Source organism: Polaromonas sp. AET17H-212 (assembly GCF_002379085.1).
GTDB lineage: Bacteria > Pseudomonadota > Gammaproteobacteria > Burkholderiales > Burkholderiaceae_C > Polaromonas.
This window is the reverse complement of sequence record NZ_NBZW01000044.1, coordinates 1-24,004: the sequence shown is the minus strand read 5'-3', so window position 1 is coordinate 24,004 and position 24,004 is coordinate 1. Positions and strand designations below refer to the sequence as shown.

Here is a 24,004-nt window from a genome sequence, read left to right as displayed (position 1 = left end):
CCCAGAACCTGCGCCTTGAGTTCGGCGCTATGACGCCGGCGCACGATCTTCTTGGAGTCTTTCATGGTGTCCACCTAAATTCCTTGGTGGACACCATCCTTGCCGCTTATACGGCCGAATTCAAGAAGGGGGTGGCCGGACGCTTACGATGTCCCTGCCGAGCCGAGCGTTCCAGAACGTTAGCTGGCGTGAGGGAACCAACGAAACACTGAGTGGCCGCTTCGCGGCCGTGCGGGTGCGCCATGCAGGCGGCAATGCAGGCAAGGCGCGCCTGCGTCCCGAGCAATGGCTTCTCATAGAGTGGCCTGCAAACGATGCCGAGCCGAGCAAGTACTTCCTATCCACGCTGCCCGAAGAAACGCCGATCAACGAGTTGGTCAGCGTCGCCCACCAGCGCTGGCGCATCGAGCGCGACTACCAGGATCTGAAGCAGGACTTCGGCCTGGGCCACTATGAAGGACGAGGCTGGCGGGGGTTCCACCATCATGCCGCGTTGAGCATCGCGGCCTACGGGTTCCTGATGGCAGAACGCCTCGTCGCTGACAAGTCTGTCGGCAGTAAAAAAAACTTCATCGCCCGCCAAGTGCCTGCCCTTCCCGAGAATTACATCCCCCGCGGCAGTCCTGCGCGCGCAGCGGCACGTGGCAACCTCGATCACGACACTGCGCCATCGACTGAGCTATCAGCTGATCGCCCGACTCGGCCAGTGTCCCTGCTGCGGCCGCGCAAGCGCAAAGCTACTCTTGTGACACAGTAAGATTAAGGCGACGCTGAACAAGTATCGTCAAGACAGCTGCGCGGGCTGATGACGGCTCGATTTGGCCGAAACCGCTCGCCAGGCAGCTCATCAATCGCCTCGCAGAGATCGGGCTTCGTGGCGCGCTGCGCTATAGCTCGAGACACAGAACGGGACTACGTAGTTCAATGCGGCGTTCCACAGGTTGAGGGTGTGATGGATCCATAGTTGCTCACCGTTATTTATCACATTCAGGACGGTGCCGACAACCAAGGCCACCTTGAATGCCGGAACAAAAATTTTTCGCTGCAATATGAGCCGTGGGAGAGCTGTGAAGCTTTTACCCGAACCGTCAGGCCCAAGCGCGGATTTGGATTGTTTAAATAACATTTCTTAAATTTCTATCCGCCTCAGAAAAATTACCACGTCTCTGCCTACAGCGGAATATTTTCTTGACGCGGAGTTCATTCGAATTCAATTGAATTGCACGCTTCTTGAGTGGCATCGAACTTATCCTCCCAAAGATTTGGTCAAAACTCGATAAAAGACTTGGCTCGAATCAAGAAAACTGTCGGCGCACGTTAAATCAAGGCGTAAACCCACGTAGTGGTCAGTCCTTCTTTTCTTTTGGCGTAGCCATAACGTAGCCCTGAAGTGGATTATCCAACCTGGCATCAACACGCAGGATGTAATCGGGTCCACACCACGATGTGGCGAGAACCTGTATACCGGGCTTGTCTGCAATCCAGCGGCGCCAGGCTCACTCTATCTTGCCAATCTTCTGTACCACCTTGATCACCCGTGCCGCATCGTTCTCCCAGTACCTGGCGAACTCGGGCGCGTCCTGGTAGATGATGGGCGCGCCGATGGCGGCCATTGAGGTTTTGAACTGGACGTCGGCCACGGCGGCCTGCACCGCTTCGCGCACCACCTTCATGACCTCCGGCGCCACGCCGACCGGCGCGAACATGCCAGTCCAAAAGCTGTAGTTCACGTTGAAGCCGGCCTCTTTGACGGTGGGCACTTCGGGGTAGTCTTTCCAGCGTGTCATGCCCCAGGCGGCGAGCGGACGGATTTTTCCGGCCTTCAGTTGGGCGGCTCCGACGGAGCGCGTGACCAGGCCGATGTCGACCTGGCCGCTGAGCAGGGCCAGCATGGCTGGGGCGCCACCGGCGTAGGGCGCGTGCAGCAGTTTGAGGTTGGCCTCATCGGCGAACATTTCGGTGGCCACGTGGTAGACGCCATAGGGGCCGGACGACGCGTAGGACACGCCGCCCGGCCGCTTTTTCGCATCCGCCACCACGTCGGCCAGGGTCTTGTACGGGCTTTCGGTGCGCACGGCCAGCATCATGTCTTCTGCGGTGATGCGTGCCACCGGTGCCAGTTGATTCAGCGTGAAGGCTGGTGGGCGGTTGTTGATTTTTTCCTGCTCTGGGTTGGTGGACACGCTGGCCAGCGCCATCAGCAAGGTGTAGCCGTCGGGCTTGGCGTTGGCCACCATGGCCGCGCCAATGGCGCCGCCTGCACCAGCCTTGTTGACCACCACCACCGACTGACCGAACTTGCGCTCAAGCGCTGGCACCAGCGCGCGGGCCACGATGTCGGCCACGCCACCCGGGGGAAAAGGCACGATCAGCGACACGGGTCGGTTGGGGAACTTGTCTTGCGCCAGCGCGGGCAAGGTCGCGGCCAGCGCCAGGCAGCCGATGGCGGAGATGGTCAGGCGCCGTTGCAGGCGACGCGACGGGCCTGTGGGCACATTTTTTTTTCCGCTGGCGGTGTCATGGTGTTGTGTCATGCTGTCTCCGATCGGATTGTTTTGATTTTCAGGTGAATGGCGCGGGACCTGCGTGCCCTCGGCCAGAGCGCGGTCGTTGGGTGGTGTCGCTCAGACGTGTTTTCCTGTGCGCCAGCCATGACTGGCCAAGTGGGCCTCGCCCACCTCGACCGGTTCAGGCTCCAACGGGGTGGCCATGGTGTCGTTCCAGCGGTTCATGAATCCGAACAGCGCTATCACGCCGGTGATCTCCACGATATCGTCGTCGCTCCAGTGCTGTTTCATGCGCGCAAAGAGTTCATCGTCCACCGCGTTGGGCACGCTTCCCGCAGCCAACGCAAATTCCAGCGCCACCCGCTCGGCCGGGCTGTACAGCGGGCTGTCGGCATAGTTCCAGACGGCATCCAGTTTGGCCGCGTCCACGCCCAGGCGCATCGCGGCGCCGGCTGTGTGGGCCATGCAATACTGGCAGCCGTGGGCGCGACTGGCCACATGAGCCACTAGGCGCTTGAAGCCGACGTCCACCGTGCTTTGCGGGTCCCAGACGGCGGCGGCCAGTTGGGACAGGGCCTGGACCATTTTGGGTCGACGCTGCAAGATAAGCACGCTGTTGGGCACAAAGCCCAGTGAACGCTCGTAAACCGCGAATGCGTTGACCAGCTCAGGGCTATGGTCTTTCGGCAGGGGTTCAATCCGGGCCATGGTTCATTCCTTTTGGTGGGTTCAGTGAGTTTGCACAGTATTGCGCAGCTCACCGAGGCCGGTGACGGCTACGCGCACCACGTCGCCATGGCGCAGGAACTTGGGCGGGTTAAAACCCACGCCGACGCCGACCGAGGTGCCGGTGGCGATCAGGTCACCGGGCAACAGCGTCATGGTGCGCGAGAGGGTCTCGATGAGGGTGGGCACGTCAAAGATCAGCTGCGAGATACGGGCGTCCTGGCGCAGCTCGTCGTTGACCCAGGTGCGCATTTGCATGTCGGCGTCGGCATCATCGGTGGTGGTGATCCACGGACCCAGCGGGCAGAAGGTGTCAAGCGATTTGCCCAGGAACCACTGAGCATGGTTGCGCTGCATGTCACGGGCGGTCACGTCGTTGAGCGCGACGAAGCCGAACACATGACTCATCGCTTCAGCCTTGCTGACGCGGCGGCAGGTTCGGCCGATGACCACGCCAATTTCGCCTTCGTAGTCGACCGAGTCGGTGGCGCTGGTGTCAAAGACGATGGCGTCGGTCGGCCCGGTCAGTGAGGTCGTGGCCTTGGTGAACACTTGCGGGTATGACGGGATGGCCGAGGCGGCGTTGCTGGTGGCGTTGAAGCCGCTCTTGTCAAATTCCAGCGCATGCTCGTGGTAATTCTTGCCGACGGCCAGCGCGTTGCGCAGCATCGCCGACAGCGGAGACAGGAATTTGACCTGGTCCATCGCCACGGTGTCAGTGACGGCAGCTTGCAGGGCGCTGGCCGCAATGCCGCGTTCGATCACGCTCAGCACCGGGTTGGGCAGCGCACCGAGTTCGCCTCCAACGATGGCGACTTGCGATGTTTTCTCATTGACCAGGGCCAGCCGGGCTTGGCCAGACCATTCGACACGTGCGATTTTCATGGGTTTTAAAAGTTGAAGGTAGTTGGCGCAGACCAGACAAACTCGGGAATTCCGGACCATGTCTTGGTTGTACTTGGTTGATAATGGTTTTAAGTGTATTGCCAATCTGTCTCGAGAAAATGGCGGAAAACCCTCTGATGGCAGTATCTGTTGTATTGGTTTAATTTGGTTTTAATTTGTTCTATTGGCAGGCTACGGCGACCCTGAATGCGGTCCGACCTGTCATCTCCTGGGGATACCTGTGGACCCTGTGGCTCGTTTGCGCGACACCATCACTGACAACTTGAAATCCGGCGCTTGGCGTGCCGGCCACCGTATTCCGACCGAGCGGGATCTGTGCGTGCAGTTCGGCATCGGGCGCTCCGGTGTGCGCCGGGTGCTCGGGCAGCTCAAGCAGGCGGGCCTGATCAGCCAGACTGTGGGCAGCGGCACCTATGTGCGGGACGACGTTCAGTCCGCGTTGGTGGCCCTCAACCAGCGGCAGACCTTGCCGGTGAGTCCCGCGGAGTTGATGGAAGCGCGCCTGGCGCTGGAGCCCTCTATAGTGGAATTGGTGGTGCGCAATGCCACATCCGGCGACTTTGCACGCATGGGCCAGTGTTGCGACGAGGCTGAGCGTGCCCGGACGCTGGATGAATTTGAGCACTGGGATGGCATGCTGCATGAGGTCATTGCCGATGCCGCGCATAACAGCTTTGTGGCCAATGTGTTCCGTCTGATGAACCTGGCGCGCGCACAGGGTGAGTGGGGCCTGCTCAAGCGCCAGAGCGTGACGCCCGAACGGCGTCTGGCTTACCAGCGGGAGCATCGCGCGCTGGTGGGTGCCTTACGCGACCGCGACCTGAGTCTGGCGCTGGAACTCACGCGCGTGCATTTGCTGCACGTCAAGCGCAATCTGCTGGGTGTGTAGGTCCGACTCGCCTGGCCGGCTAGCTGTTAAGTTGCAATAGGTTGTTGCCGCCAAGTCGGGAAGCTGGGGGTTTGTATCCCAATGCTGAGTGAGGCCTTCGGGCGTTGTAGTAACTCAGGAAGGAAGGCAACCAGGCAGTGCGCTCGGCGCTATTGGCCCAGATGCGACCATAGGCCCATTCACGAAGACAAGTCTGGATGAATCGCTCGGCCTTGCCGTTGGTTTGAGGCCGATACGGCTTGGTAAATGTGTGCTTGATGCCCAAGGCCTGGCAGGTCCTTGCGAACAGTTGGGAGCGGTAGGCGCTACCGTTGTCAGTCAACAGGCGTTTGACCGTCACGCCCAGCGCCTTGTAGTGGGCCACAGTGGCCTTGAGAAATTCGACGGCCGACTCCTTGCGCTCGTCCAGGTGCATCTGCACGAAGCCGGCCACTGGGGATGCGGACAAAAACTTGGACCACTTGCGCACTCGAGCGCGGCCTGATGATGCTCAACTGCTTACGGCCAGGCAGCGGCGAGCTCCAACACAGGGACCTGATGGAGCGGGCGCTGCTGGCGCGGCCAACGGTCACCCGGCTGGGCACGCTGTCCGGCCACGATGCAGGTGTCATCAATGCGATCCATGAACACGGCATTTCTGATGAACATGCTGCTGGGTCTCCCATTAAAGTTTGATGATGCGCTGCATCTGAGCGTGATTATTTGATTGAATAATGCACCAAAAATATAACAAGGTAATAAAAATCAAATGCTATTCAATCATCATACTTGAGTTTGATTAGAAAACGTGTTATTTTTAGCACATGGGTAGAACTCCACGACACGCTCTAATCAAGAAGCTCCAGACCAGTCTGCCGCGCGGGATGCCGTTCGATCTGGCCGCTCTGGAGCGCATCGGTGTGTCTGCGCAGCTGGCGGCCCACTACGCTGAAAGCGGCTGGCTGGACCGCTTGGGCCAAGGCGTTTATGCGTTTGCCGGTGACACTTTGAGCGCGCACGGCGCGATCAAGCTCCTGCAAACCCGCGTCGTCGGCCTGCATGTGGCCGGCAAGAGCGCCCTGGCGCTTCAGGGCGTGCGTCATAATCTCGCGACGCGCGAGGCGGTGGTGCTGTGGGGTGACCTGCGCTTTGTGCTGCCGGTGTGGTTCACTTCCCGATTCCCATCCCGTTACGTGTCGGCCAAGCTGTTCAACTGGGCGGATGGCATGCTTGCCAGCAAAAGTTTGACCACGCCGCCGGGCGTGACGGATGGCTTGCGCGTATCGGTCCCCGAGCGGGCCGTCCTTGAACTGCTGTACGAAGTGGGTACGCATCAGGGACTGGAGGAGGCGCGCAACCTGTTCGATGGTCTTCGCAACCTGCGCAAAGAGGTTCTGGGCGAGTTGTTGCAGTCCTGTACCAGCGTCAAAGCCGTTCGGCTGTTCCTGACCTGGGCACGTGAAACCAATGTGGTCGACGTGGAGGCACTGCAAAGGCAATACACGTTGCCTGTCGGCAGCGACAAACGATGGATCACCCGCATGAAAGATGGCAACCTGCTGAGCCTGAAACCTCATGGATAAAACTTACGCCGATACAGTTCGCTTGCTGCTGACCGCCGCGCCCGATGTGTTTGCCAGCGACATCTTCGCCATGAAGGGCGGCACCGCCATCAACCTGTTCGTGCAGGACATGCCGCGCTTGTCAGTCGACATTGACGTGGTCTACACGCCTTGGCGAACTCCGCGTGAGCAGGCCTTGAAAGCCATCAACGATGAAATCGATGCCATTGCCGGTCGCCTGGCCCGACTAGACCTGACCACACGCAAGGTGAACTCCAGGGATCTCGGCGACACCAAGCTGCTGATCGAAAACGCTGAGGCCCAGGTCAAGGTCGAAGTCAACGTGGTTTTCCGAGGAACGGTGCTCCCGGTCGAGCGCCATCCCCTGAGTCCGAAGACAGCCGACATGTTCAGCGTGGCCCTGGAGCTTCCGGTCCTGGCGCCTGCAGAGCTGTATGGCAGCAAACTTGTCGCGGCCATGGACCGCCAGCACCCGCGTGACCTGTTTGACGTGCTGAAGATGTTCGAGTCTGGTGGTTTGACGGATGCGGTGGTGGAATGCTTCGTGACTTACCTGGCCGGGCACAACCGACCCACCCACGAGGTGCTGTTCGGGAACGAAAAAGACATCGCGCATGAATACCATCATCATTTCGTCGGTATGACCACTGAGCCGGTGAGTCTCGACGTTCTGCTGGAGATACGCGCCAGACTGCGCGAGGAACTTCCGCGACGGCTGACGGGCCAGCACAAACAGTTCCTGACGGGTCTGGCCCGTGCACAGCCGGATTGGACATTGCTTCAATGTCCGTATGCGTCCGAACTGACGGCACTACGCTGGAAACTGGGCAACTTGCAGACCTTTAGCCAGCGTCGGCCAGCAGACTTTGAAAAGCAGGCGGCAATGCTGGAGGCCTTGCTGGCGTGAAGCAGACGTGCCTACGAAGGCGTGGTGCTCACCATGCCCATGCGCCGCGGGCAAGACCCACAAGGCCTATGTGTGGGCCTACGCCGTAAGGCAGGGATCAACCTTCGAGGGCTGCGACAACTGACCGCGGTGAGGAATCGGGTTGCGTGCAGGGCGACGGAGAGGAGCGACCTCCATCGGCGCCCTAACCTTGAATCTCCCTCTCTTGCAAGTGACTCTTGAAGAGAGGCATACCCACGACCGATGCCTCGCATTCCGCATAAGAATGTCTCGGCACCAAGAAGTCGTTTGAACAAAGGCCCGCCCTCGCGTCAAATTTGTGCCAGAGCGGCTGTGTCTCGACGTCGAAAGGGATGATTGCTGACCAGCCGCTCGCACTAAAGGAGTCGAGCATTGACTGCTGTAAACCCGCGCAGCGCGCATCCCACATCATCCAGGCGATCGAACTCTCCAGTGGTCGTCGCAGGCTTGAGCTACCTCGTGCCTACGCAATTGGCGCCATGCAGCTATGCCTCCCTTGCCCGCGATCTCGCGGCAGGCACCTATTACACGCCCGGCTTTCACCATGCCGTGCACAACAGCCGGCTCGTTGCAGCGGTCGAGCGGGCAACTCAGACAGGGGAGCGGCAGAGAAACCTGAATTGATCGAGCCATTCGAACGTCGGGCACAGAGCGCATTTTGGCGACGCGCCGGCTTTTGGGGACCCTGGGTGTGTGTCGGCCCCGCCATGGCTGATAACTGGAGATGAAGCAAACCTGAGATTCTTCATCGAAGTCAAATAAACCGCGTTACGGTCACCCAGCGCGTCACAGACAATGGAAATTTTTGCTACCGTGAGTGTCACCGTGACAACACAATTGACTGAGCTCACCGAGCCCACTCAGGTCTGTGTGCGGACCTTTTCCCAGCGTTCAAAAGGTTTTGGCCCTTAGCTGAAATCTATTTTTATTAATTGCTGCGACGCGTCGGGAAGTGGCATCGACGAACGCACCGCTCGAGCGAATTTCTCAAGTGTAGAGCGGCAAAAATAGAGAACGTCGCGAGACGGATTTTTCTGCGTGATAAAAATGCAACAACCACGCATCCGAGATATACGCTGCACCATTATTCAAGCGCTTTTCAAAACTGGGATTTGCAGAAAAACTTGTTGCAGCAAAAAATGAACCCCGGTGGCCGTGTCTTTCATGGCCGCATTTCCTATCAAAGGGGCAACTCATGGCAAAAGACAATGTAGATGGCAGTGATGAAATTGACTCTCCAATGAGACAGGAGTCTGAGAACCAGAGCATGCGGCTTGCCATTGGGTCCACTTTCAAGTGCAGGTTTTGGATGGAGGACGGGCGTGCGGTGATGGAGGCCCCAGCATCTGTTCTTTGTAAGCAATCCGTCGTGCAAATGATGGACTCCATTCGAAGCGTGGCTGCCAACACTGTTCCTGACCGAAAAAAAAACATGGAACATTTATTTCGGGTTGAATCCGTCACGGAAGATAAGGGTCGGCTCTGGGCAATTCTTGATTTGAACGGCTTTACAGCGCAAGAGGTGAAGCTGGTGACGGCTGTCGCCAGTGGAATGTCGGAAGAAATGTATGCGCCAACGCCACCCGAGATAATTGCAAATTTCGCAGAACAGGTTTCACTTCAAGCGCTTGACTCCGATGTTGACGGATTGGAGAGCGATAGCCGAGCTCTAGGGGACCACAGGCCTGAGGACGATCTTCCGCCGCATCTTGCAAAACTGGCTTCCTCCTGTGAGACGCCCCAGGATGCGATCAATGCAATACGGACTGTTGTTTCCAAAGGCCAAATAATGGCGGTCGAATTGAGCAAGTCCAAGCACATGGAGAACTTCGACTTGCGATGCGGGGATGAAAAGCTGATGAGAAAGGAGACAATGCCTCTGCGGCAGCAGATTGTGAAGAGCAGAACTAGACTAAAGCCACAGACGGCTCTGCTGGCGGCTGTAAATTTTGAAAAGCTAAAGTTGACTTTGCTTCTTGAGGAGAAAGGCGGACGTACATGTCAACTTGGGTACAACGACGCAGAGCATGGCAGGGCGATTGGGGAAGCCCTTGCACAAGCTCACAATGGGCGGAACTCTGGAGTTCCGCAGGTGGACCGTTCGACCGGGCTCGTGAGGGTTGAAGTTGTACTAATCGAAGAGCACGGTGGAGACCAGAATAAATACTATCTTCATTCGATCAGGCCAGTCTGAACGAAGGCTAGTTGCTGTCACTGATCAGTTAGCCCGAAGATGGATAGCAAGCCAAATTCGAACTAGATCCGCGCGTTCGCTCAGACCTGAGGGCTGCGGCCGTGGGGCTGCAGCACGGCTTAGTTTTAAAGTGACGCCGACACGATCTTTGGTTTCTGACAGGTGGATGTAGCCGCTACTAGTTTGACGCCGCATCAAGGGCGTGGGATATCTGGCCACGTCGACATGGATTTTTCTACCACCTGACTTCGAATTTGTGGTCACTGGCGACCATCCAAATTCTTCAGACAGCGCTGAGCTCGTGTGAGCACCCGACGGCGGATAATAAATTTCGAGGTCAGCCTTCCTCCACCCGAAAGCATTCATGACGACCTGAAGTGCATCGAAATGTTGGTCGCGCCATAGAAGAATTTGTAGCGGTCCAGCGACTTGATATACCCCATCCCGTCCATCCAGCGGTGGTAGTTCCCTGTTCCCCACAAGGCCGCGCAATTCTTCCCATCTCCGAGGGCTAGGGCCTTTTATGATTTGGCCCAGGCGTGAGTCTTCACGTACCGGATGATCATGCAGTACCGGTATCTTGGCGGGGTTATGTGTGAGGTGACCCAAGAGAGTCATCAATGAGCTGGTTTCGGATTGGTCAAATGAGCACAGCCAACCGGCTCGACTGGGTAGCATCCCTCGCGACAGCTTTTCAAGAAAGTGCAGAACATCCTGCGGCGTTCTCGAAGTACGTTTCAGACGCACTAGGCAGGGAAAAGGTGACGTTGGATCTGCATCTGCAGCCATGAGGCTTAAGTTATTGACCCAGCTCGGCAAATGCTCGATCTTGCGAAGCACAAAATCTGTAGGGTGCTTCTCCGTCAACCTGGCATTCCCCCACTCGTGCGCGAAATGACAGTAGCTAACCAGTGTTGTTCTAGGGTGAGAATGGCCCAGCATTACAGACAATGCCCACGGCGAGCGTCGAGTCACGCCAATACGTCCCAATAGCTGTTTCTGTACCTCCCCAGCCTGCCATAACCAAGATGCGCCCATTCCAGGAAGAGTCGGAAGAAGGTGGGGAGCCATCAGGCGTAAGAACATGGCGGACGCGAATGAATGCCGGGCATGGTGGAACGTGACACGGTCGCACTTGGTGGCTGTGCGCAAAGCTGTGGCGACGCGAAATCTGTGGTCTTGCAACCGGACTGGCACTTTAGGCGTGATGCCGGAGGGAAAAAGCGGCGCGGCCGGTGGCAAATCCAGCGTTACCCAATGGTCTAGCCAGCCGGCTACCACCGCTGCCTCGTGAGAGGTTAGCTGACCCAAAAGCGGTACCTGCCTGCGGGCAGCAGTCGATTTCAGCCTTTTGTGTATTCCGCTTACGAGAACGACACACCCGCCTTCGACCGATACCCAATTATGTCGAGCCATTGAGATGGCCTCCCCACTGCGCAGACCAAATCGAAAACCGAGAATCAGCAAGAATGCTTCCAGGTAGGCGTCGTGATCAAAACCGCTGCCAGCAGGGCAGAGTATTTCGAGGGCAGATTGATACTCCTGGGTTGTGATGATGTATGCCGACACTTGGCTTGATGTCAGATCTTCACCCAATACAGACCAATCGGGACTTTCTGCGCCGTAAACCTGCTCTATGAAATCATGGAATGTTCTAAGCCTTCCAAGTACCGCGCGTTCGTCAAGACGCCTGTCGTCACCATCATGAGCATGTCGACGTCTCGCTTCATCGACGGGTCGAGTCAGGACTTTAAAGTAAAACTCTTCAAGGTCGTCTTCATCGGCCTCGATGAGATTGATCTCCCGACCGTGGTCAAGGAACGCAGGGGCAAGCAGGGAGATGTACGTGAGAATTGAAGATGAACGCAGCATCTTTCCAGCAACGCCGTTCGCGCGCAACATCTGCAGAACCCAGCTGACCAGCAGTTGCACGCTGCTCGATACGGAGTCCCTTGATTGATGAAGCTCTCGTTCAATCTTGGTCGCTGCTCTCAAACGCTTGCGATCTGACCAATTTATTTTGTTTACCTTCTTTTTATGTGCCTCGGTTTTGCTTGCCTCGGTTTTAATGGCTTTGATTTTGCTTGCCTTGGTTTCGAACTCAGTGACATGTGTGCGAACAACCTTGAGTAGTGCTTCGTCAGCGTCGCGTGAACCGAGCGAGTCGCCAATGGATGGAATGCGAGCGTCCGGGATATTGAGTTTTAACGTCAAGCCCGGTATAACTTTGAGCTCGTCCACGTGCTTTGAAAACGCCGCCCGAGCTAGGCCATACGCGTCAAGTGACCATGAAGCAGTTTCACCGCACCGAACGGCAGCCACAATGCCGGGCAGCGCTAGCCTGTTGTGGTGGTTGACAAGCTCACAAATTTTGTCGATGAGCTGATCGGTATTCTGCAAGCTCTCGTTTGGATGCTGAAGCGTTGACTCTGTATAGCGAGCAAAGGTAGCGAGTTCTTTTGGAATCGTAGTGCTTTGCTGGGTCTTTCCGGTTGAGGAGATGATATTGAGCACATCATTGGCACACCTCGCTGGTACGCACTGCCATCCAAATGCTGGTGAGGCCTGTTCGTCCCGAGAAGGAATTCTGGCGAGATACAAGATCGATGCCCGCACATGAGTTTGGAACCCTGCCGGATCGCAGTTTCCCAATCGCTTTAGTAAAGAAGCGTCGCTGACAAGGCCAGTGAGGGCCATATCTATTGCGCTAAGGGCGCCCTGCAGTTTTAGGGAGCGACGGTAAATCGGTACGGTGTCGAAGACCTGCCGAATATGCTGTCTCAAAATAGCGAGATTCCCCTCTGCAAGAAGCGTAGCGTGCGGAAACGCGAATCGCTGTGTTTTTGGTCTATTGACGAGAAGTCGATCCAGTTTTGGGGCATATGACCCTGCAAAAACCTTTGCCCGGAAGTCCTCGAATGTTTGAAACCAGATCGCGTGATTGGGGCGTGGAGTGTCAGCGTCAGTGAAGAGCATTTGTCGGCCAAGACCCGTCCAGAAGTCCTGATCGTTCAAGCGTCGGAGTTGGTCTTCATCAAGTTTTTCGGGAAAGGAACTTTGATCGACAGCGAGCGCCTCCACGCCGGCTTCATTCAGCGCAGAGGCAATACGTTGTTGGATCATCGCCAGCGCTGCGGCCTCGGCGTGCTGTTGATTCGACGCACGGTCATAGCGGCGGGCCTCAGACCCAAATCTTGTTTTTCCTAAAAAACTTTGAAAGTTGCTTGACACTGACAATGGAGTCGTTGCCGGTGTTCGAAACTGCACGATTGAAATGCCTAAGGGACGTGTCGCCTCCTCGAGGGCTTGCCTCCAGCGGTTTTCGTCATCTGCCCAGCACTGCGGTGAGAAGCTTCCGTAGACCTCTGATCCCGCTTCAGCATGGCCCAACTGAGCAGCTGCAAAGTCTTCGCCAGCGCCATTGCTGCGCAGTCTTGTCGAGAGGCGATGTCTGAAGAGGTTGCAAGGAAGAGGCCAGTCGAAGCAACCTGATTCTGCAATTTCTGTTTCGTTAATTTCGACAATGCGTAATTTTGGGGCTTGTTTCAAAAGAAAAAAGAGCGGCATATTTGGCCTTTTCCCCTCGGCCTTGTGCTCTTGCATCCCAAATGCCAATGCGGCGTAGTCTGGATTGCCTACACCCAACGCTGTCAGGTGATCAAGCAGCCAGTCAAAGTAAGGCAAATAGAGCTTTTGCATAAGCTCTGTTGCGAGCGGCGGGAGCGGGGTGATACGGCCCCAACGGCCGGAGCGCGCCTCATGAATGACTTTGTCATCGATAAATATTCGAGCCCTGGACTGGTTCAGATCAAAATCTTGAAGGCATTCAAATATCGACGTGACTGGACGCGCTCCGGTGCAAGCCAACAGGGTCACGACGCTGTAGACGGTAATGGCATTGTGCAGGTCTACCCAAGTGTCTGGCTGGTGTGCATCAAAGATACTGTCAATGCGGGCAGAGGCACTAGCAAACGCCTCTTGTATTTTGGAGTCGTCGGGATCGATTTCGCTTCCCAGTGCGTTTTCCCCTTGAGGTAGATTGGAGGGAGGGAGCACATCGTGGGACAACCGACTAAACGCGCTATTCGCATAGGCTTGAGTCCAGGATGAATACGAGCCTGCACTTGGTGTGACGGACTGTGCAGGAGTAAGCAGCATGCGCGTGAAAGTCGAGTCATTGGTCTCATTGAAGATCAACTGATCGGCTGTGGCCTTCAACATTCCCTGTTTGATTCGCTGCAGGCCCGGCGTTTCCCTGCAGATTTGGTCGAACTTTGCATGGGGGCTCGTCTCTTCTGTCCAGAAGCCGCCCAGCGTGTTGGCACTTGGCTTCTCTTTCAGAGCATCCAACAAAATGGCGTGAATCCGGGGAGACAACTGGACCTCGTTGATGGCCGCCAGGGGTCTTACCCACGCCTCAGCCCTTTCCAGGATTCGAAACCGTTGAAGGGGTCGATTTGGCCGCCGAATTAGTTTGCCCACTTCAACATTCAGAACCCAAGGAGAATCTTCTGGGCTGGCCGACAGCACAGTACTACATGCGACCTCGATGCTATTTCGCGTTAGTAGCGCCAAGGATGAAATTGCGCCTAGTAGCCGCAGGCTTTTGGTCTGCAGCCAATGGTCGATTAGCCTCAAGAGGATTTCAAGCTCGTCAGGTCTTAGCCGGTCCCATGAGTAAGCAAGTACATTTCTCTCGGTTTGCGTTTGCAGGTGAAGACCCAGCCCCAGGCGATACCTGTGCTCAGGTGTCGGCGACTTCGTAAGGATTGCGATCTCCGTAGGATCCTCCTCATGGTCGTCTTCTGACGGAAGTGCTCCGATCTTCTCAACTTGGATCTCCGAATTGCCTCCAAAATGCTCCTCTAGTGCCGAACTCCAGTCGTTGTTAGTGAATGAAGCTTTCTGACGCTCGGTGGTTTCTTCAGACCTTGATGCGCAACCCTTGGCGGTGGCTTCCATGTCTCTGGCAAATCTAATCCCAGCATGGGATGAGTCGTTTGTCGATTGATTCGACCGAATTTCTGCCTTGAGTGTTTTGGCGCCGTCCGAGATCCCCGTCAGATACGTATCGAAGTGGCGGTTCGCCCCAGAAATTTGGGCTATCCACCTGAGGGCTTTGGGATACCTAGTAGCCTCCTCCAGAAAGCGAACCACGTGCTTAGCTGCTTCTTGAGTGCGTGGCCCTGGTGTGCGGTCTTGCATTGCTGTCACGAGCAGGTAAACGCGAAGGCAGGCAATGTCCTCTAGGTACCTGCTTGCTTCTTCGGTTTCAATAACCTGAGCACATAACATCACCGCTAGGGGAGCGGCTTGAAACTCCTTACTATGTTGTACCTTTGCACGTCCTGTAGAGGCAAGCTCTGCCTCTGGCGGCAGGATGGTCTGGGCTGCCACGGAAAGGTCGCGGAGGGCTTGGGGGACTAAGGGGTGAGATCCCCAATTGCTAAGCACTTCCAGGGTTGTGGGGCGTGCCAAGAATGCCAGGCTGCCGGATAGGAGTAGTTCAGATGGGCTTCCGATTGCGGTTCTAAATGCCAGGGCTTTGTTCAAGACTCCCTGCTCGATAGCCCATTGCTCTACGCGAGAATCAGAAAGTTTTAAGGTCAATCGGCGCCCAGAGTGGAGTTTTAGTCACACCGGGGTTGCCTTCGCTTCTTCGTTAAAACCATTGAAATAGGTATCAAACGGGGTCGGAAGGGACTAAATTCGGCGCGTAAAGTAACATTTTACGTCAAGTAACGAGTTTTTGCACATTTTGGCACAACGCCGTAACGCATATTCAAGTGGTCTCCGAAGCCAGCCGCACCAGTCTTGTCCAAGCCCTTGATTCCAAGGGATTTTTCGGATTCTGCGTCGCCTGCTACATCGTCTTGCTACAAAGGCGTATGTTTATGAGCAGTCATCTTGCCCGCCGTGGCGGCATTTGGTGGGCGCGACTTGTCGTTCCCCTCAGGTTGCGTGAGCTTGCCGGCAGGCGCGAGTTCTCACAGTCAACCAGGACGCATGAATTTTCGATTGCAAAGCTAGTCGCTTCTATTCTGGTGGCTGGCTGGCGTCAGAAGCTATTGGCGTTAGAGTCCAGTCCAATGACTTCAGACATCCTCAAGCTAATCGGCCCCGCAACTGCTCTAGTTGCCAGCAAACACTTGCGTCTATCCGATGCTGTCGAGTCAACCGGTATCGAACAAACCGAGCTATTAAGGATGGCGGCCGAGGGCAGGATGCCGCTGCTTTGTCGGGTATCTCAAGTGCCTGGATACATTCTTTCAGCTGAAGACCTCGAACTTGAAAATCCCGCTCAGGGCGCTTCTGGCGGCTTTGTGCTGCCATTGCCAAGGCAGATGCCCGATGACGCTGTTGCGGTCGTTTTAAGTGGTTTGCTGAGTATTCCAAGAAATGAAGGCGCGGCTCTTGCAGGAGTAATACTTTCCGAAGGTCTCGAAGAGATTGACGTGGTGTGTTTTGATGCACCCGACGCGCGTGGCAAGCTTTTTATTCCGGAAAAAAGCCTTCGTTTCAATGTTGGGGCATTGGAGGTTCGGGCCGATGCGGTTGATATTGTTCATCGTTACATGAGACAGAAGGTGACGGCCGAGCAGATTCAACGAGCGCAAGAAATTCAAATGGCGTCCCTCAAAGGTGTGGATGGTGGCGCTGGGAACAAAGCGGACAAGCTGTTTTCCGCAGCGTTAGAAGCTTATGCAACGACCCCCAGCGGCATTCCAGGCAGCGTAGCGAGCTTGACCGAGCAAAAACAGAAGCGACGTGGTTGTGCGCTGTTTGTTGAGTTGGTGGGCGATATGCCTCTGAGCAGAGTGAGTGCTGACCTTCTGCGGGAGTTCCGCCAGAAACTGGAATCAATGCCTGCCAAATCGAACAATATCCCAAAGGCATACAAGCGCGAGTCGATGGCGGCTACAACTGCTGCCCTACGGAATGATGGTGTGCATTGGCCCCTGATGAGCGAGAAGGCTCGTCACGAGCGGCTGCAATGGGTCGATCAAATGTTTCGATGGCTAGTAGCGCAAGAGTGGCTGAAAGAGAACCCAGTAGTCGCCGTGCTGGGGGAGCAGACCAAGACCGCAGCGGATCGAAAAACAGAGCGGCAAACTAAAGCGCAGCGTAAAGCCCATGGCGTTGACGATGACAGCGATGACAGGGTGCCCTTCACACAGGACGAGTTACGTCTGATATTCGGTCAAGAGCAGTACAAAACTGGCAACGGACGCCACGTCAGGGGAAATGCGCGGTGGTATCCGTTCGAGTACTGGCTGCCGATCATTGCACTCCATTCCGGATGCCGGATTAAGGAGGTTAGCCAGCTCTACCTAAGAGACATCAATCGTTCAGATGACGGCGTCTGGTATTTCGACATCAATGAAACAACGCCGGACAAGTCGTTGAAAAACGCAAATGCGACGAGGCTAATTCCTGTTTCGCCTCTACTGATCAAGCTGGGTTTGATTTCTTACCGCGAGCGTCTGGAAAAGGAAGGGTTCACGCGTTTGTTTCCAGAGCTGTCTTACGCTACATCGGATGCGCGCTACGCAAAGGAGTCGATCCGAAAAATGTCGGCGATGTTCAAACGCTTAGGCATGCCGCGAGACGGATCCAAAGTCTTTCACTGCCTCCGGGCCAATTTCAACGACTTGCTCCTGCGCGTCCCCTTCTCCACGTTGCCTTTTGATGATCCTGATCTAAAGCGCTTCATCCGCCTGAAGGTCGTGGGCCACAAACTGGTCGGTGTGAATGAAAATCACTATTCAAGCACTACGATGAGTGAAAAAGCAGCACTCATAACTGGTGTCCGCACTGATCTTGCGGAGATTGCCAAATTCGAGATTGATTTCGGTATTGAACAAGTTCGCGTTGCGGTCAACAACAAGCAAGGAACAAGGCGGGGAAGGGAGGATTTAGGGCCGCTAGTGAGTGTTTAAGTAAGTGACTTACTGGCGCAACGAAGAGTCTCAGGGAGACCGGCCTTTCCTAGTGAAATTCTCAAATCCAACCCGCAAAAATACAAGGCTGCCCTAAGACGACATGTGCGTAATCCTAAGACTTCGTGTCCGCCATAAACGTGCCATCCCCATGCCAAACGTGTCATGCCGAGCTTCACCCTAAGTCTCTTGAGCTTCCTGCTCCTCCCTTAGGTCTTCTACCTCCTGCTGCGTCATCTCTCGAATCAGTAGTTCTGGCATTTCCGTTTCTGCCCCGACCAAGGCCCGTTCGACCCGCATCGTTTGCCGCAGGGTGTCCGAAGTGTTCTTGATCGCCGTGCTGTAGGCTGCAGCCGCCCGCATGACCAACACCGCCTCCTTGAGTGAGCTGGCATGCAATTGTTCAGATGCGGTCAGCATGAGGCCGCGCAGGTGCCGCGTGTGTGCCAAGTCGTCATTGATGAGCTGGGCGGCCTCCTCACGGATCGCGTCGTCGGAAAGGACCCGTTTCATCAGCTCAGCCCGGGCGGCGTCGAGCAGCTCTTGTTTGAGGATGCCCTTCTTCGCTCCATGCTCGGCGAAGTGGCGCTGTAGGGAGCGAACGCTGATGCCGAGTTTCTGGCTAATCGAAAGCACTGAGTAGCCCGCCTCCCGCATTACCAGGGCCTGGGCCACTTGTTCGGGGATCGCTGTCTTCTTGGGCATTTGTTTGAGTCTCAGTAAACTGCGGGCGCAATAAGGTGAAAGTGTTGAGTTGTTTGAGGCGAAGCCTTAAACAATCTGTTTGATGCCCTGGGGAAGGTCGAGGTGCCATAACTCCCCCAACCCCACGACGAAGTGAGACTAAGGTGGCACGCCGTCCTTCCGCAGAGCTTCCCCTGGGTATAGGTTCAAATTTGTCCTCAACAGTAGCCACAGCTATGTGTTGCGAGATTGACGATGTTGAGGTCCGGCGCTCGTCAATCACACTCACTGGTACGGTCTGCGGCGGCCTTTCGGGCCAACTCCACCGTTGGGGTTTCACCAGTTCCTTCTGCCCCTGCAACACCTTGGTGTCGCTTACTCATGCCCGAACGTATGGTTACCGGTAAAGCATGAGATTGAATGCCTATTTGATGCCCAACACCTCCTTGTACTTGGCAACGCTTCCTGGACGCAACGTCACCTCAATGGCGTTCTTCAGCGCCGCCTCAGCAGCCTCGTCGGAGCCTCCCTGCGACTTAACCCGCTCTGCATCCGCGACACCAAGAGCAACTCGAGCAACCGCGAAATCAATTAATCCTTCAATGACCATTGAACGAGAGGCACCATTAGCCAAAGCAAGCTGGTCGATGAAATTCAAGGTGCCGCCACTAAGGCGGATCAGGCATTCCACGGAGCCTTGCTCGTTCTGCAGCCTGCGGCTCCGAAGTTTGCGTTCGGACGCGTCCATTGCCTTGTCGCCTATTGGTTTGCGGCCGCGCTTTTTTTGCGTGGGAACAGGTTCTTCATTCATGTGGCCATTATACCACAAATTCTAATTCGCGTATATTCACGAATTACATGCTACAGTGACTACACATTAAACGTTCGTCTTTCAATGTGGTCAGGGGTACAGCGTGCAGAATTTTGTTGCTTATGTCAGGGTCAGCACTCAACGCCAAGGGGCATCGGGCTTGGGTCTGGATGCGCAGCGAGCTGCGGTTGCAAGCTATTTGCGTGGGCGTGGCAGCTTGGTTGGCGAGATTGTCGAAATCGAGTCAGGTCGTAAGGCCGGCAAGGCGAGGCCAGAGTTGGCTAAAGCCCTAGCCGCGTGCAAGGCGCAGGGCGCTGCGTTGGTTATTGGGAAGTTAGACCGGCTGGCGCGAGACGTTCGTTTCTTTTTGGAAGTGATAGATGACAGCGGCGTGGACATCCGCTTCGCCGATCTGCCGGATGTCTGTCCTGCATCCGATGAGGGACGTATGATTTTGGTCAGTATGGCGAACTTCGCCGAGTTCGAAGGACGCCGTATAGGAACGCGAACCAAGGCAGCATTGGCCGCCGCAAAGGTTCGAGGCATTCAGTTGGGCTTGGCGGGGCGACACAACTTAAAACCTAATATTGAAGCCCGCCAAGCGGCTGCAGGCACGTTTGCCGCAGGTATATCTGGCCTGGTAGCTGGCTTTCGTGCCAGGTCACTGAGTCAGCGAGCTATGGTCGCCGAACTTAACGCAGCCAAGGTACCGGCTCCTCGTGGCGGCGATTGGCGGTTGTCTCAGGTGCAGCGGTTGCTGGGTCGGCTTCCTGTAACGCTCTAAGGGCTTCGCGTCACCATATCGTATTTGTAGTCAACTTAACTGATGGTCATGTGCCAGGATGTCTTGCGCCTTGACCAAAACGTATCCTGGGCGGCGGTGCAACTTTTCCATCTCAGCTTCCGTTCCCGATTTATGGTTCATAAGCAATTGGAGTAGCGGAAGCAGGCCACCTAGCGCCGGCATAACCTGGTCAGTACCCACCCCATAAGCAGAAATTCCAAAACCGAGAGTGACGTAGGCTGTTTTCCAAAACCGGTTAGCGTGTTGTCGAGTGTTTTCGAGTTCGCCGCGAACCTCGGCGGCCTGCATTCGAAGGTCGTCAATAAGGTCTATACCGGATGAATCTGAATCTCCCGGAAGCGTCGGGGAAAGACCTCTGGCGAGGGTTTCGCGGAAGGTAGGGAGTGCCTTTGACGCCTCCCTTCGAAGTTGAACTATCTGGTGAGGGCTGAGATTGTTCACCCAAGGAACAACTATTGAACGCTTGTCTTCAAGTAGCCTTAGCTCTGAATGACTTCGTGCGCGCGCATCTTTATACGCCAAACCAGCTAGGCCGATTTTTGAGTTCGAGAAAATGGAACCTCCACCGAGAACCGCCTCTCGGCCTACCCATAGCGCGGATTGCACCGCCGCATGTGCCACCTTGATCGCATAGGTGTCAACAGAGGGAATGCTCCCCTTGCCCGTTTTGCTGGGCGTGATCTGAAGATCTAGAGTTGGGGAATAGAGGTCGCCAGTTCCTATCGAGTAGGCATCACCCCCATGACCTACTAACGCAAACTCTCCAGCATATTCTTTGCACAAGTGCGCCGCAATCTCGTCTACTTCTTCGTAGAAACTCGCCGAGCAGCTAGGGCAAGCCGGAATCCAGGGCGTTCGAAATTTCACTATCCCATCCAAGATCAAGGGCATCAATTCGCCTAGCACGAGCGTATCAGCAAGAACTTCGTCGAGCTTTTGGTTGGTCACGCGGCCAAATCGACAGAAGCGCTCTGTCAAGTAATCTGTAAGCCAAATGGTGTCGGCTATCAATCCCACGCTGCGTGCCAGGCGCACGGCGCCCGCTGTTCGACAATTCCACGAGCGGCAGGAGGCGTCGGAATCGAAAAGATTCAATCCCCCGTCCATGTAAATATCCATCCGGCCTGGCGGCGCGGCTACACGGGGCGCTGCTATCTGCTGAGCCTCATAAACTTCGCTCTGCGCTTTGAGTTCGGGCAGCAGCGCTTTTAGGCGTCTGCGCGCGTCAAGGTAGTCGCCACGGCTTTTAAGTGACACCTCTACGAGAAGCAGAACCACGGCAGGGGGAACATCAGGCAAGTCTTCCAACATCAAATGTCCTCCGTGACCGGTCCGCGCCACAACAGCGTGTTACAAACTAAGTGTAAACACAAAGTGCAGGGAAAGCCTCCGCCTGGGCTACAGCCCTGCCAATGCGGTCAATCGCAAAGTGCAAAGCAGGTCGGCGACGTACGAGCGGGTGACGTTGTGCGCGGTTGCGGCTGGTCAAGGAAATTGGCTGTTCCAGCGTCTAGCCGAAGCATCACCTCAACCGACTCTGACGACAGCCGAACGCGATTCAGTCGCTTGTGTTCAGCCGCCGTCAATGTCCGCTCGCCCTTGGGCTTTCGCCCGCGTTTGAATGGATTGACATGTTGATTGCCGAGAAGAGTAGATGCTGGTCCCGCCAGGAGTTAATATGTAACCAAATTTAAAAAGGGACAACATGTCGGCTCTGCTCAAACAAGCATCTATGCCAAAAGATAAGGTATCAAGAAGCAATGAAAAGCTGACTAACAAATTCAATGCGAGGCGGTCAGATGAATTAGTTATAGCCCTGGCTGGCCCCATTGGCTGCGGACTATCCGGCGTCGCCGAAGCACTTGAAGAGCGCTTACGCGAACGAGGATATGTTGACGTTGTTCGAATAAAGCTAAGCAAGTTCATTGAAGAAGCTCTAAGTACCGAGCTTGTTTCCAAACCGCAATTAGACCCAACCAAGTCTGCTCGCTATAACCGCTATAGGCTGCTGCAGGAGGCCGGCAAAGCACTCCGACAGGGCACCTCAAATCCAGCAATTCTGGCTGAATTCGCTGCAAAGGCAATTGCCTTAGATCGCGGGAAAAGGGGAACTGAAGTCCCAGGAAGAGTCGCCTATCTCATTGAGCAGGTTAAGCGCCCTGAAGAGGTGACCCTTTTAAGAGCTTTGTATCGGAATCTTTTTTATCTTGCTGGGGTCACTCGAATCTATGACCGGAGGGTGTCTACCCTTGAGGGTGAGCATGTGAGGGCGGATGAAGTAAATAGCTTGATGGAAATTGATCGCCTGGAAGATAGGGAGGACGGGCAACAACTCGATAAGACGTTGCACTTGGCAGATTACTTTATTCGAAATGATGCGATGACTGCAAACGATAAGCAGGAAAAGCTCGTTAGGTTTCTGAATTTGCTGCATGGTGACAAGAGTGTTACGCCGTCCGATGCGGAGAATGGGATGTATGCTGCCTACTCGGCCAGCCTGCGATCAGCATGCTTGTCTCGCCAAGTTGGCGCTGCAATTTCAACTAGTTCCGGCGAGATTGTGGCTACTGGTTGCAACGATGTCCCCAAACCTGGCGGAGGTCTCTACACTGACTCCGCGAAGGTAACTGATATGCGCTGCATTCACCAAGAGGGTCGGGAGTGCTTCAACGATCTTCATAAGAAAAATCTTCAGGAGGCCATCGGTTCTGCAATTGACGTAGTGTTGGCTGCAGCCGCGGATGCCACACCAGAAGGGGAGGATGCAAATGGGGAACAAGACAACCCGATTGTATTGACGCAGAAGCGACGAAATAAACTGCTGGCTGCAATTTATGAAAATACAAGGATCAAAGATCTAATTGAGTTCTCAAGATCTGTTCATGCGGAAATGGATGCAATTGTTTCTCTGGCGCGTATAGGCGGAACAAGTTTGCAGGGTGCCACGCTGTATACAACGACTTTTCCCTGTCACAACTGCGCACGACATATTGTCGCCGCAGGGATCATGAAGGTGTTTTACGTGGAGCCATACGAAAAGAGCTTGGCAAAGGACTTGCACAAAGACGCGATCGCCTTCGAGGTTGAGGAAAGTACGGAGATTACCCCTCAACGTGTTGAATTTTTACATTTTGAAGGAGTTGCTCCGCGTCTTTTTCACAACATGTTTCGAGCAACCGACAGAAAAAATTCGGAGGGAAAATTTGTACCTATTAAAATTCAACTTGCGTCCAAGGGTGTTCCCGAATATTTGGATAGTTATCGGGATTTTGAGCTGAAAGCTGTCGAACATCTTGAGCAAGAAATCACAATATTGAGGGAAAAGCAGGCTAAAAAGTCGACCCCAGGTGATCCCGTATGACGCTACAATGAGGGGCTAGAAACAGTGGATTGAAAGGAGAAGTGGATGCAGGATTACAACGACTCTTCCTCTCACATACAGCTTTCTTTTGACTTCGAACAAGGGCGCCCTCTGGCTGAGACGCCCAACTTCAGCGCTGTCGCTAACGTAATACATGTGCAGTTTGGCCTAAGAGATGCGCCATCCGGCCACACTTCTCATGAAGATAATGCAATCCTTGAGCGTGTGCTGTTGAATGCACAAAAACTGAAGTGGTGAAGTCTATCGTTATCACTTAAAAGCCGCACTAGTTGCGGCTTTTTGCTTGGTACATAAGGGCTGATTCGCTGCTCAAGTTCATTAATGGCGTCACTGCATTGCTTGGCTGCCAATCAGACCATGGTGATACAAAACCATGCTACAACTAAGCATTATTTATTGGCGATGTTAAGGGCGCGGGCATTTGGGTTCGATCCCCGCCAGCCGCACCAAATCAATGACTTACGTGAGCCGCGGGCGGCCATGCCACAGTCAAGTGATTTCTAGCGTGCTAACCGGAGGGGTCTTCGCGAAGCCGTTATGCTTGCCGCCAACATTGGCGTGAAACGACGAAAAAAATGAATGACTGGTTTGATTTTTCCGATGCCAGCATGGCGCTGCTTGCGCGTGCCGATGCCGGCCGGGCGCTGGACGAAGACCTCGGAACTGGCGA

General features: G+C 55.2%; 18 protein-coding genes and 2 pseudogenes. 11 read left to right on the top strand and 9 right to left on the bottom strand.

From position 1 onward, the window contains the following. Positions 1-142: 142 nt before the first annotated feature. Positions 143-757 (top strand): annotated as a pseudogene (locus tag B7G53_RS21195) (IS701 family transposase); the annotation flags it as partial. A gap of 90 nt (positions 758-847) precedes the next feature. Here B7G53_RS21195 and nrtS read toward each other — a convergent pair. The 4 genes from nrtS to B7G53_RS21175 form a co-directional block, all read right to left on the bottom strand. Then, complete coding sequence (gene nrtS, locus B7G53_RS23400; protein ID WP_176491439.1) at positions 848-1,126, bottom strand: nitrate/nitrite transporter NrtS; 279 nt, start codon at positions 1,124-1,126, stop codon at positions 848-850. Between the two features lie 370 nt (positions 1,127-1,496). Beyond that, a complete protein-coding gene (locus B7G53_RS21185; protein WP_096671439.1) occupies positions 1,497-2,534 on the bottom strand; it encodes a tripartite tricarboxylate transporter substrate binding protein in 1,038 nt (345 codons plus the stop codon). A gap of 90 nt (positions 2,535-2,624) precedes the next feature. Beyond that, positions 2,625-3,215 carry a carboxymuconolactone decarboxylase family protein gene (locus B7G53_RS21180; protein WP_096671437.1) on the bottom strand — a complete coding sequence of 197 codons (591 nt, stop codon included), beginning with the start codon at positions 3,213-3,215 and terminating at the stop codon, positions 2,625-2,627. A 21-nt stretch (positions 3,216-3,236) separates the two neighbouring features. Next, positions 3,237-4,118, bottom strand: a complete 882-nt coding sequence (locus B7G53_RS21175; protein WP_255250119.1) for a fumarylacetoacetate hydrolase family protein — start codon at positions 4,116-4,118, stop codon at positions 3,237-3,239. A gap of 241 nt (positions 4,119-4,359) precedes the next feature. Between B7G53_RS21175 and B7G53_RS21170 the strand changes: the two genes are divergently transcribed. Continuing rightward, a complete protein-coding gene (locus B7G53_RS21170; RefSeq protein ID WP_096671435.1) occupies positions 4,360-5,028 on the top strand; it encodes a FadR/GntR family transcriptional regulator in 669 nt (222 codons plus the stop codon). Between the two features lie 19 nt (positions 5,029-5,047). On the opposite strand, the pseudogene B7G53_RS21165 reads toward B7G53_RS21170, so the two are convergent. After that, a pseudogene (locus tag B7G53_RS21165) lies at positions 5,048-5,458 on the bottom strand (integrase core domain-containing protein); the annotation flags it as partial. A 53-nt stretch (positions 5,459-5,511) separates the two neighbouring features. Here B7G53_RS21165 and B7G53_RS22660 point away from each other — a divergent pair. From B7G53_RS22660 to B7G53_RS21140, 5 genes are all read left to right on the top strand, one after another. After that, a complete protein-coding gene (locus tag B7G53_RS22660) occupies positions 5,512-5,703 on the top strand; it encodes a hypothetical protein (protein ID WP_176491438.1) in 192 nt (63 codons plus the stop codon). A 128-nt stretch (positions 5,704-5,831) separates the two neighbouring features. Further along, positions 5,832-6,590, top strand: a complete 759-nt coding sequence (locus B7G53_RS21160) for a type IV toxin-antitoxin system AbiEi family antitoxin (RefSeq protein WP_096671433.1) — start codon at positions 5,832-5,834, stop codon at positions 6,588-6,590. Beyond that, positions 6,583-7,497, top strand: a complete 915-nt coding sequence (locus B7G53_RS21155) for a nucleotidyl transferase AbiEii/AbiGii toxin family protein (RefSeq protein WP_096671431.1) — start codon at positions 6,583-6,585, stop codon at positions 7,495-7,497. The genes B7G53_RS21160 and B7G53_RS21155 overlap by 8 nt, the downstream gene beginning before the upstream one ends. 393 nt (positions 7,498-7,890) lie before the next feature. Beyond that, the gene (locus B7G53_RS23060) at positions 7,891-8,142 is read left to right on the top strand and encodes a hypothetical protein (RefSeq protein ID WP_217992640.1); all 252 of its coding nucleotides are present in this window, start codon (positions 7,891-7,893) and stop codon (positions 8,140-8,142) included. A 571-nt stretch (positions 8,143-8,713) separates the two neighbouring features. Further along, the gene (locus B7G53_RS21140) at positions 8,714-9,712 is read left to right on the top strand and encodes a hypothetical protein (RefSeq protein WP_141396425.1); all 999 of its coding nucleotides are present in this window, start codon (positions 8,714-8,716) and stop codon (positions 9,710-9,712) included. A gap of 24 nt (positions 9,713-9,736) precedes the next feature. Here the strand turns inward: B7G53_RS21140 and B7G53_RS21135 are convergent, their stop codons facing one another. Beyond that, a complete protein-coding gene (locus B7G53_RS21135) occupies positions 9,737-15,109 on the bottom strand; it encodes a tyrosine-type recombinase/integrase (protein ID WP_217992639.1) in 5,373 nt (1,790 codons plus the stop codon). Positions 15,110-15,498: 389 nt separating this feature from the next. Here B7G53_RS21135 and B7G53_RS21130 point away from each other — a divergent pair, with 389 nt between their 5' ends. Next, on the top strand, positions 15,499-17,652 hold the full coding sequence (locus tag B7G53_RS21130; RefSeq protein ID WP_096671423.1) for a site-specific integrase: 2,154 nt from the start codon (positions 15,499-15,501) through the stop codon (positions 17,650-17,652). Between the two features lie 180 nt (positions 17,653-17,832). On the opposite strand, the gene B7G53_RS21125 is transcribed toward B7G53_RS21130, so the two are convergent. Together B7G53_RS21125 and B7G53_RS21120 are read right to left on the bottom strand one after the other, a co-directional pair. Further along, entirely contained in the window at positions 17,833-18,357 is a 525-nt protein-coding gene (locus tag B7G53_RS21125; RefSeq protein ID WP_096671421.1) for a hypothetical protein, read from the bottom strand. A 403-nt stretch (positions 18,358-18,760) separates the two neighbouring features. Further along, positions 18,761-19,147: a hypothetical protein gene (locus tag B7G53_RS21120; protein WP_141396423.1), complete on the bottom strand. Its 387-nt coding sequence runs from the start codon at positions 19,145-19,147 to the stop codon at positions 18,761-18,763. Positions 19,148-19,250: 103 nt separating this feature from the next. On the opposite strand from B7G53_RS21120, the gene B7G53_RS21115 reads away from it, so the two are divergent. Then, entirely contained in the window at positions 19,251-19,931 is a 681-nt protein-coding gene (locus tag B7G53_RS21115; protein ID WP_096671417.1) for a recombinase family protein, read from the top strand. Between the two features lie 30 nt (positions 19,932-19,961). On the opposite strand, the gene B7G53_RS21110 is transcribed toward B7G53_RS21115, so the two are convergent. Continuing rightward, the gene (locus B7G53_RS21110; protein ID WP_096671415.1) at positions 19,962-21,263 is read right to left on the bottom strand and encodes a hypothetical protein; all 1,302 of its coding nucleotides are present in this window, start codon (positions 21,261-21,263) and stop codon (positions 19,962-19,964) included. 394 nt (positions 21,264-21,657) lie between these two features. On the opposite strand from B7G53_RS21110, the gene B7G53_RS21105 reads away from it, so the two are divergent. Together B7G53_RS21105 and B7G53_RS22655 are read left to right on the top strand one after the other, a co-directional pair. Next, positions 21,658-23,313: an anti-phage dCTP deaminase gene (locus B7G53_RS21105; protein WP_096671413.1), complete on the top strand. Its 1,656-nt coding sequence runs from the start codon at positions 21,658-21,660 to the stop codon at positions 23,311-23,313. Positions 23,314-23,358: 45 nt separating this feature from the next. Continuing rightward, positions 23,359-23,571, top strand: a complete 213-nt coding sequence (locus B7G53_RS22655) for a hypothetical protein (RefSeq protein WP_141396422.1) — start codon at positions 23,359-23,361, stop codon at positions 23,569-23,571. Positions 23,572-24,004: the final 433 nt, after the last annotated feature.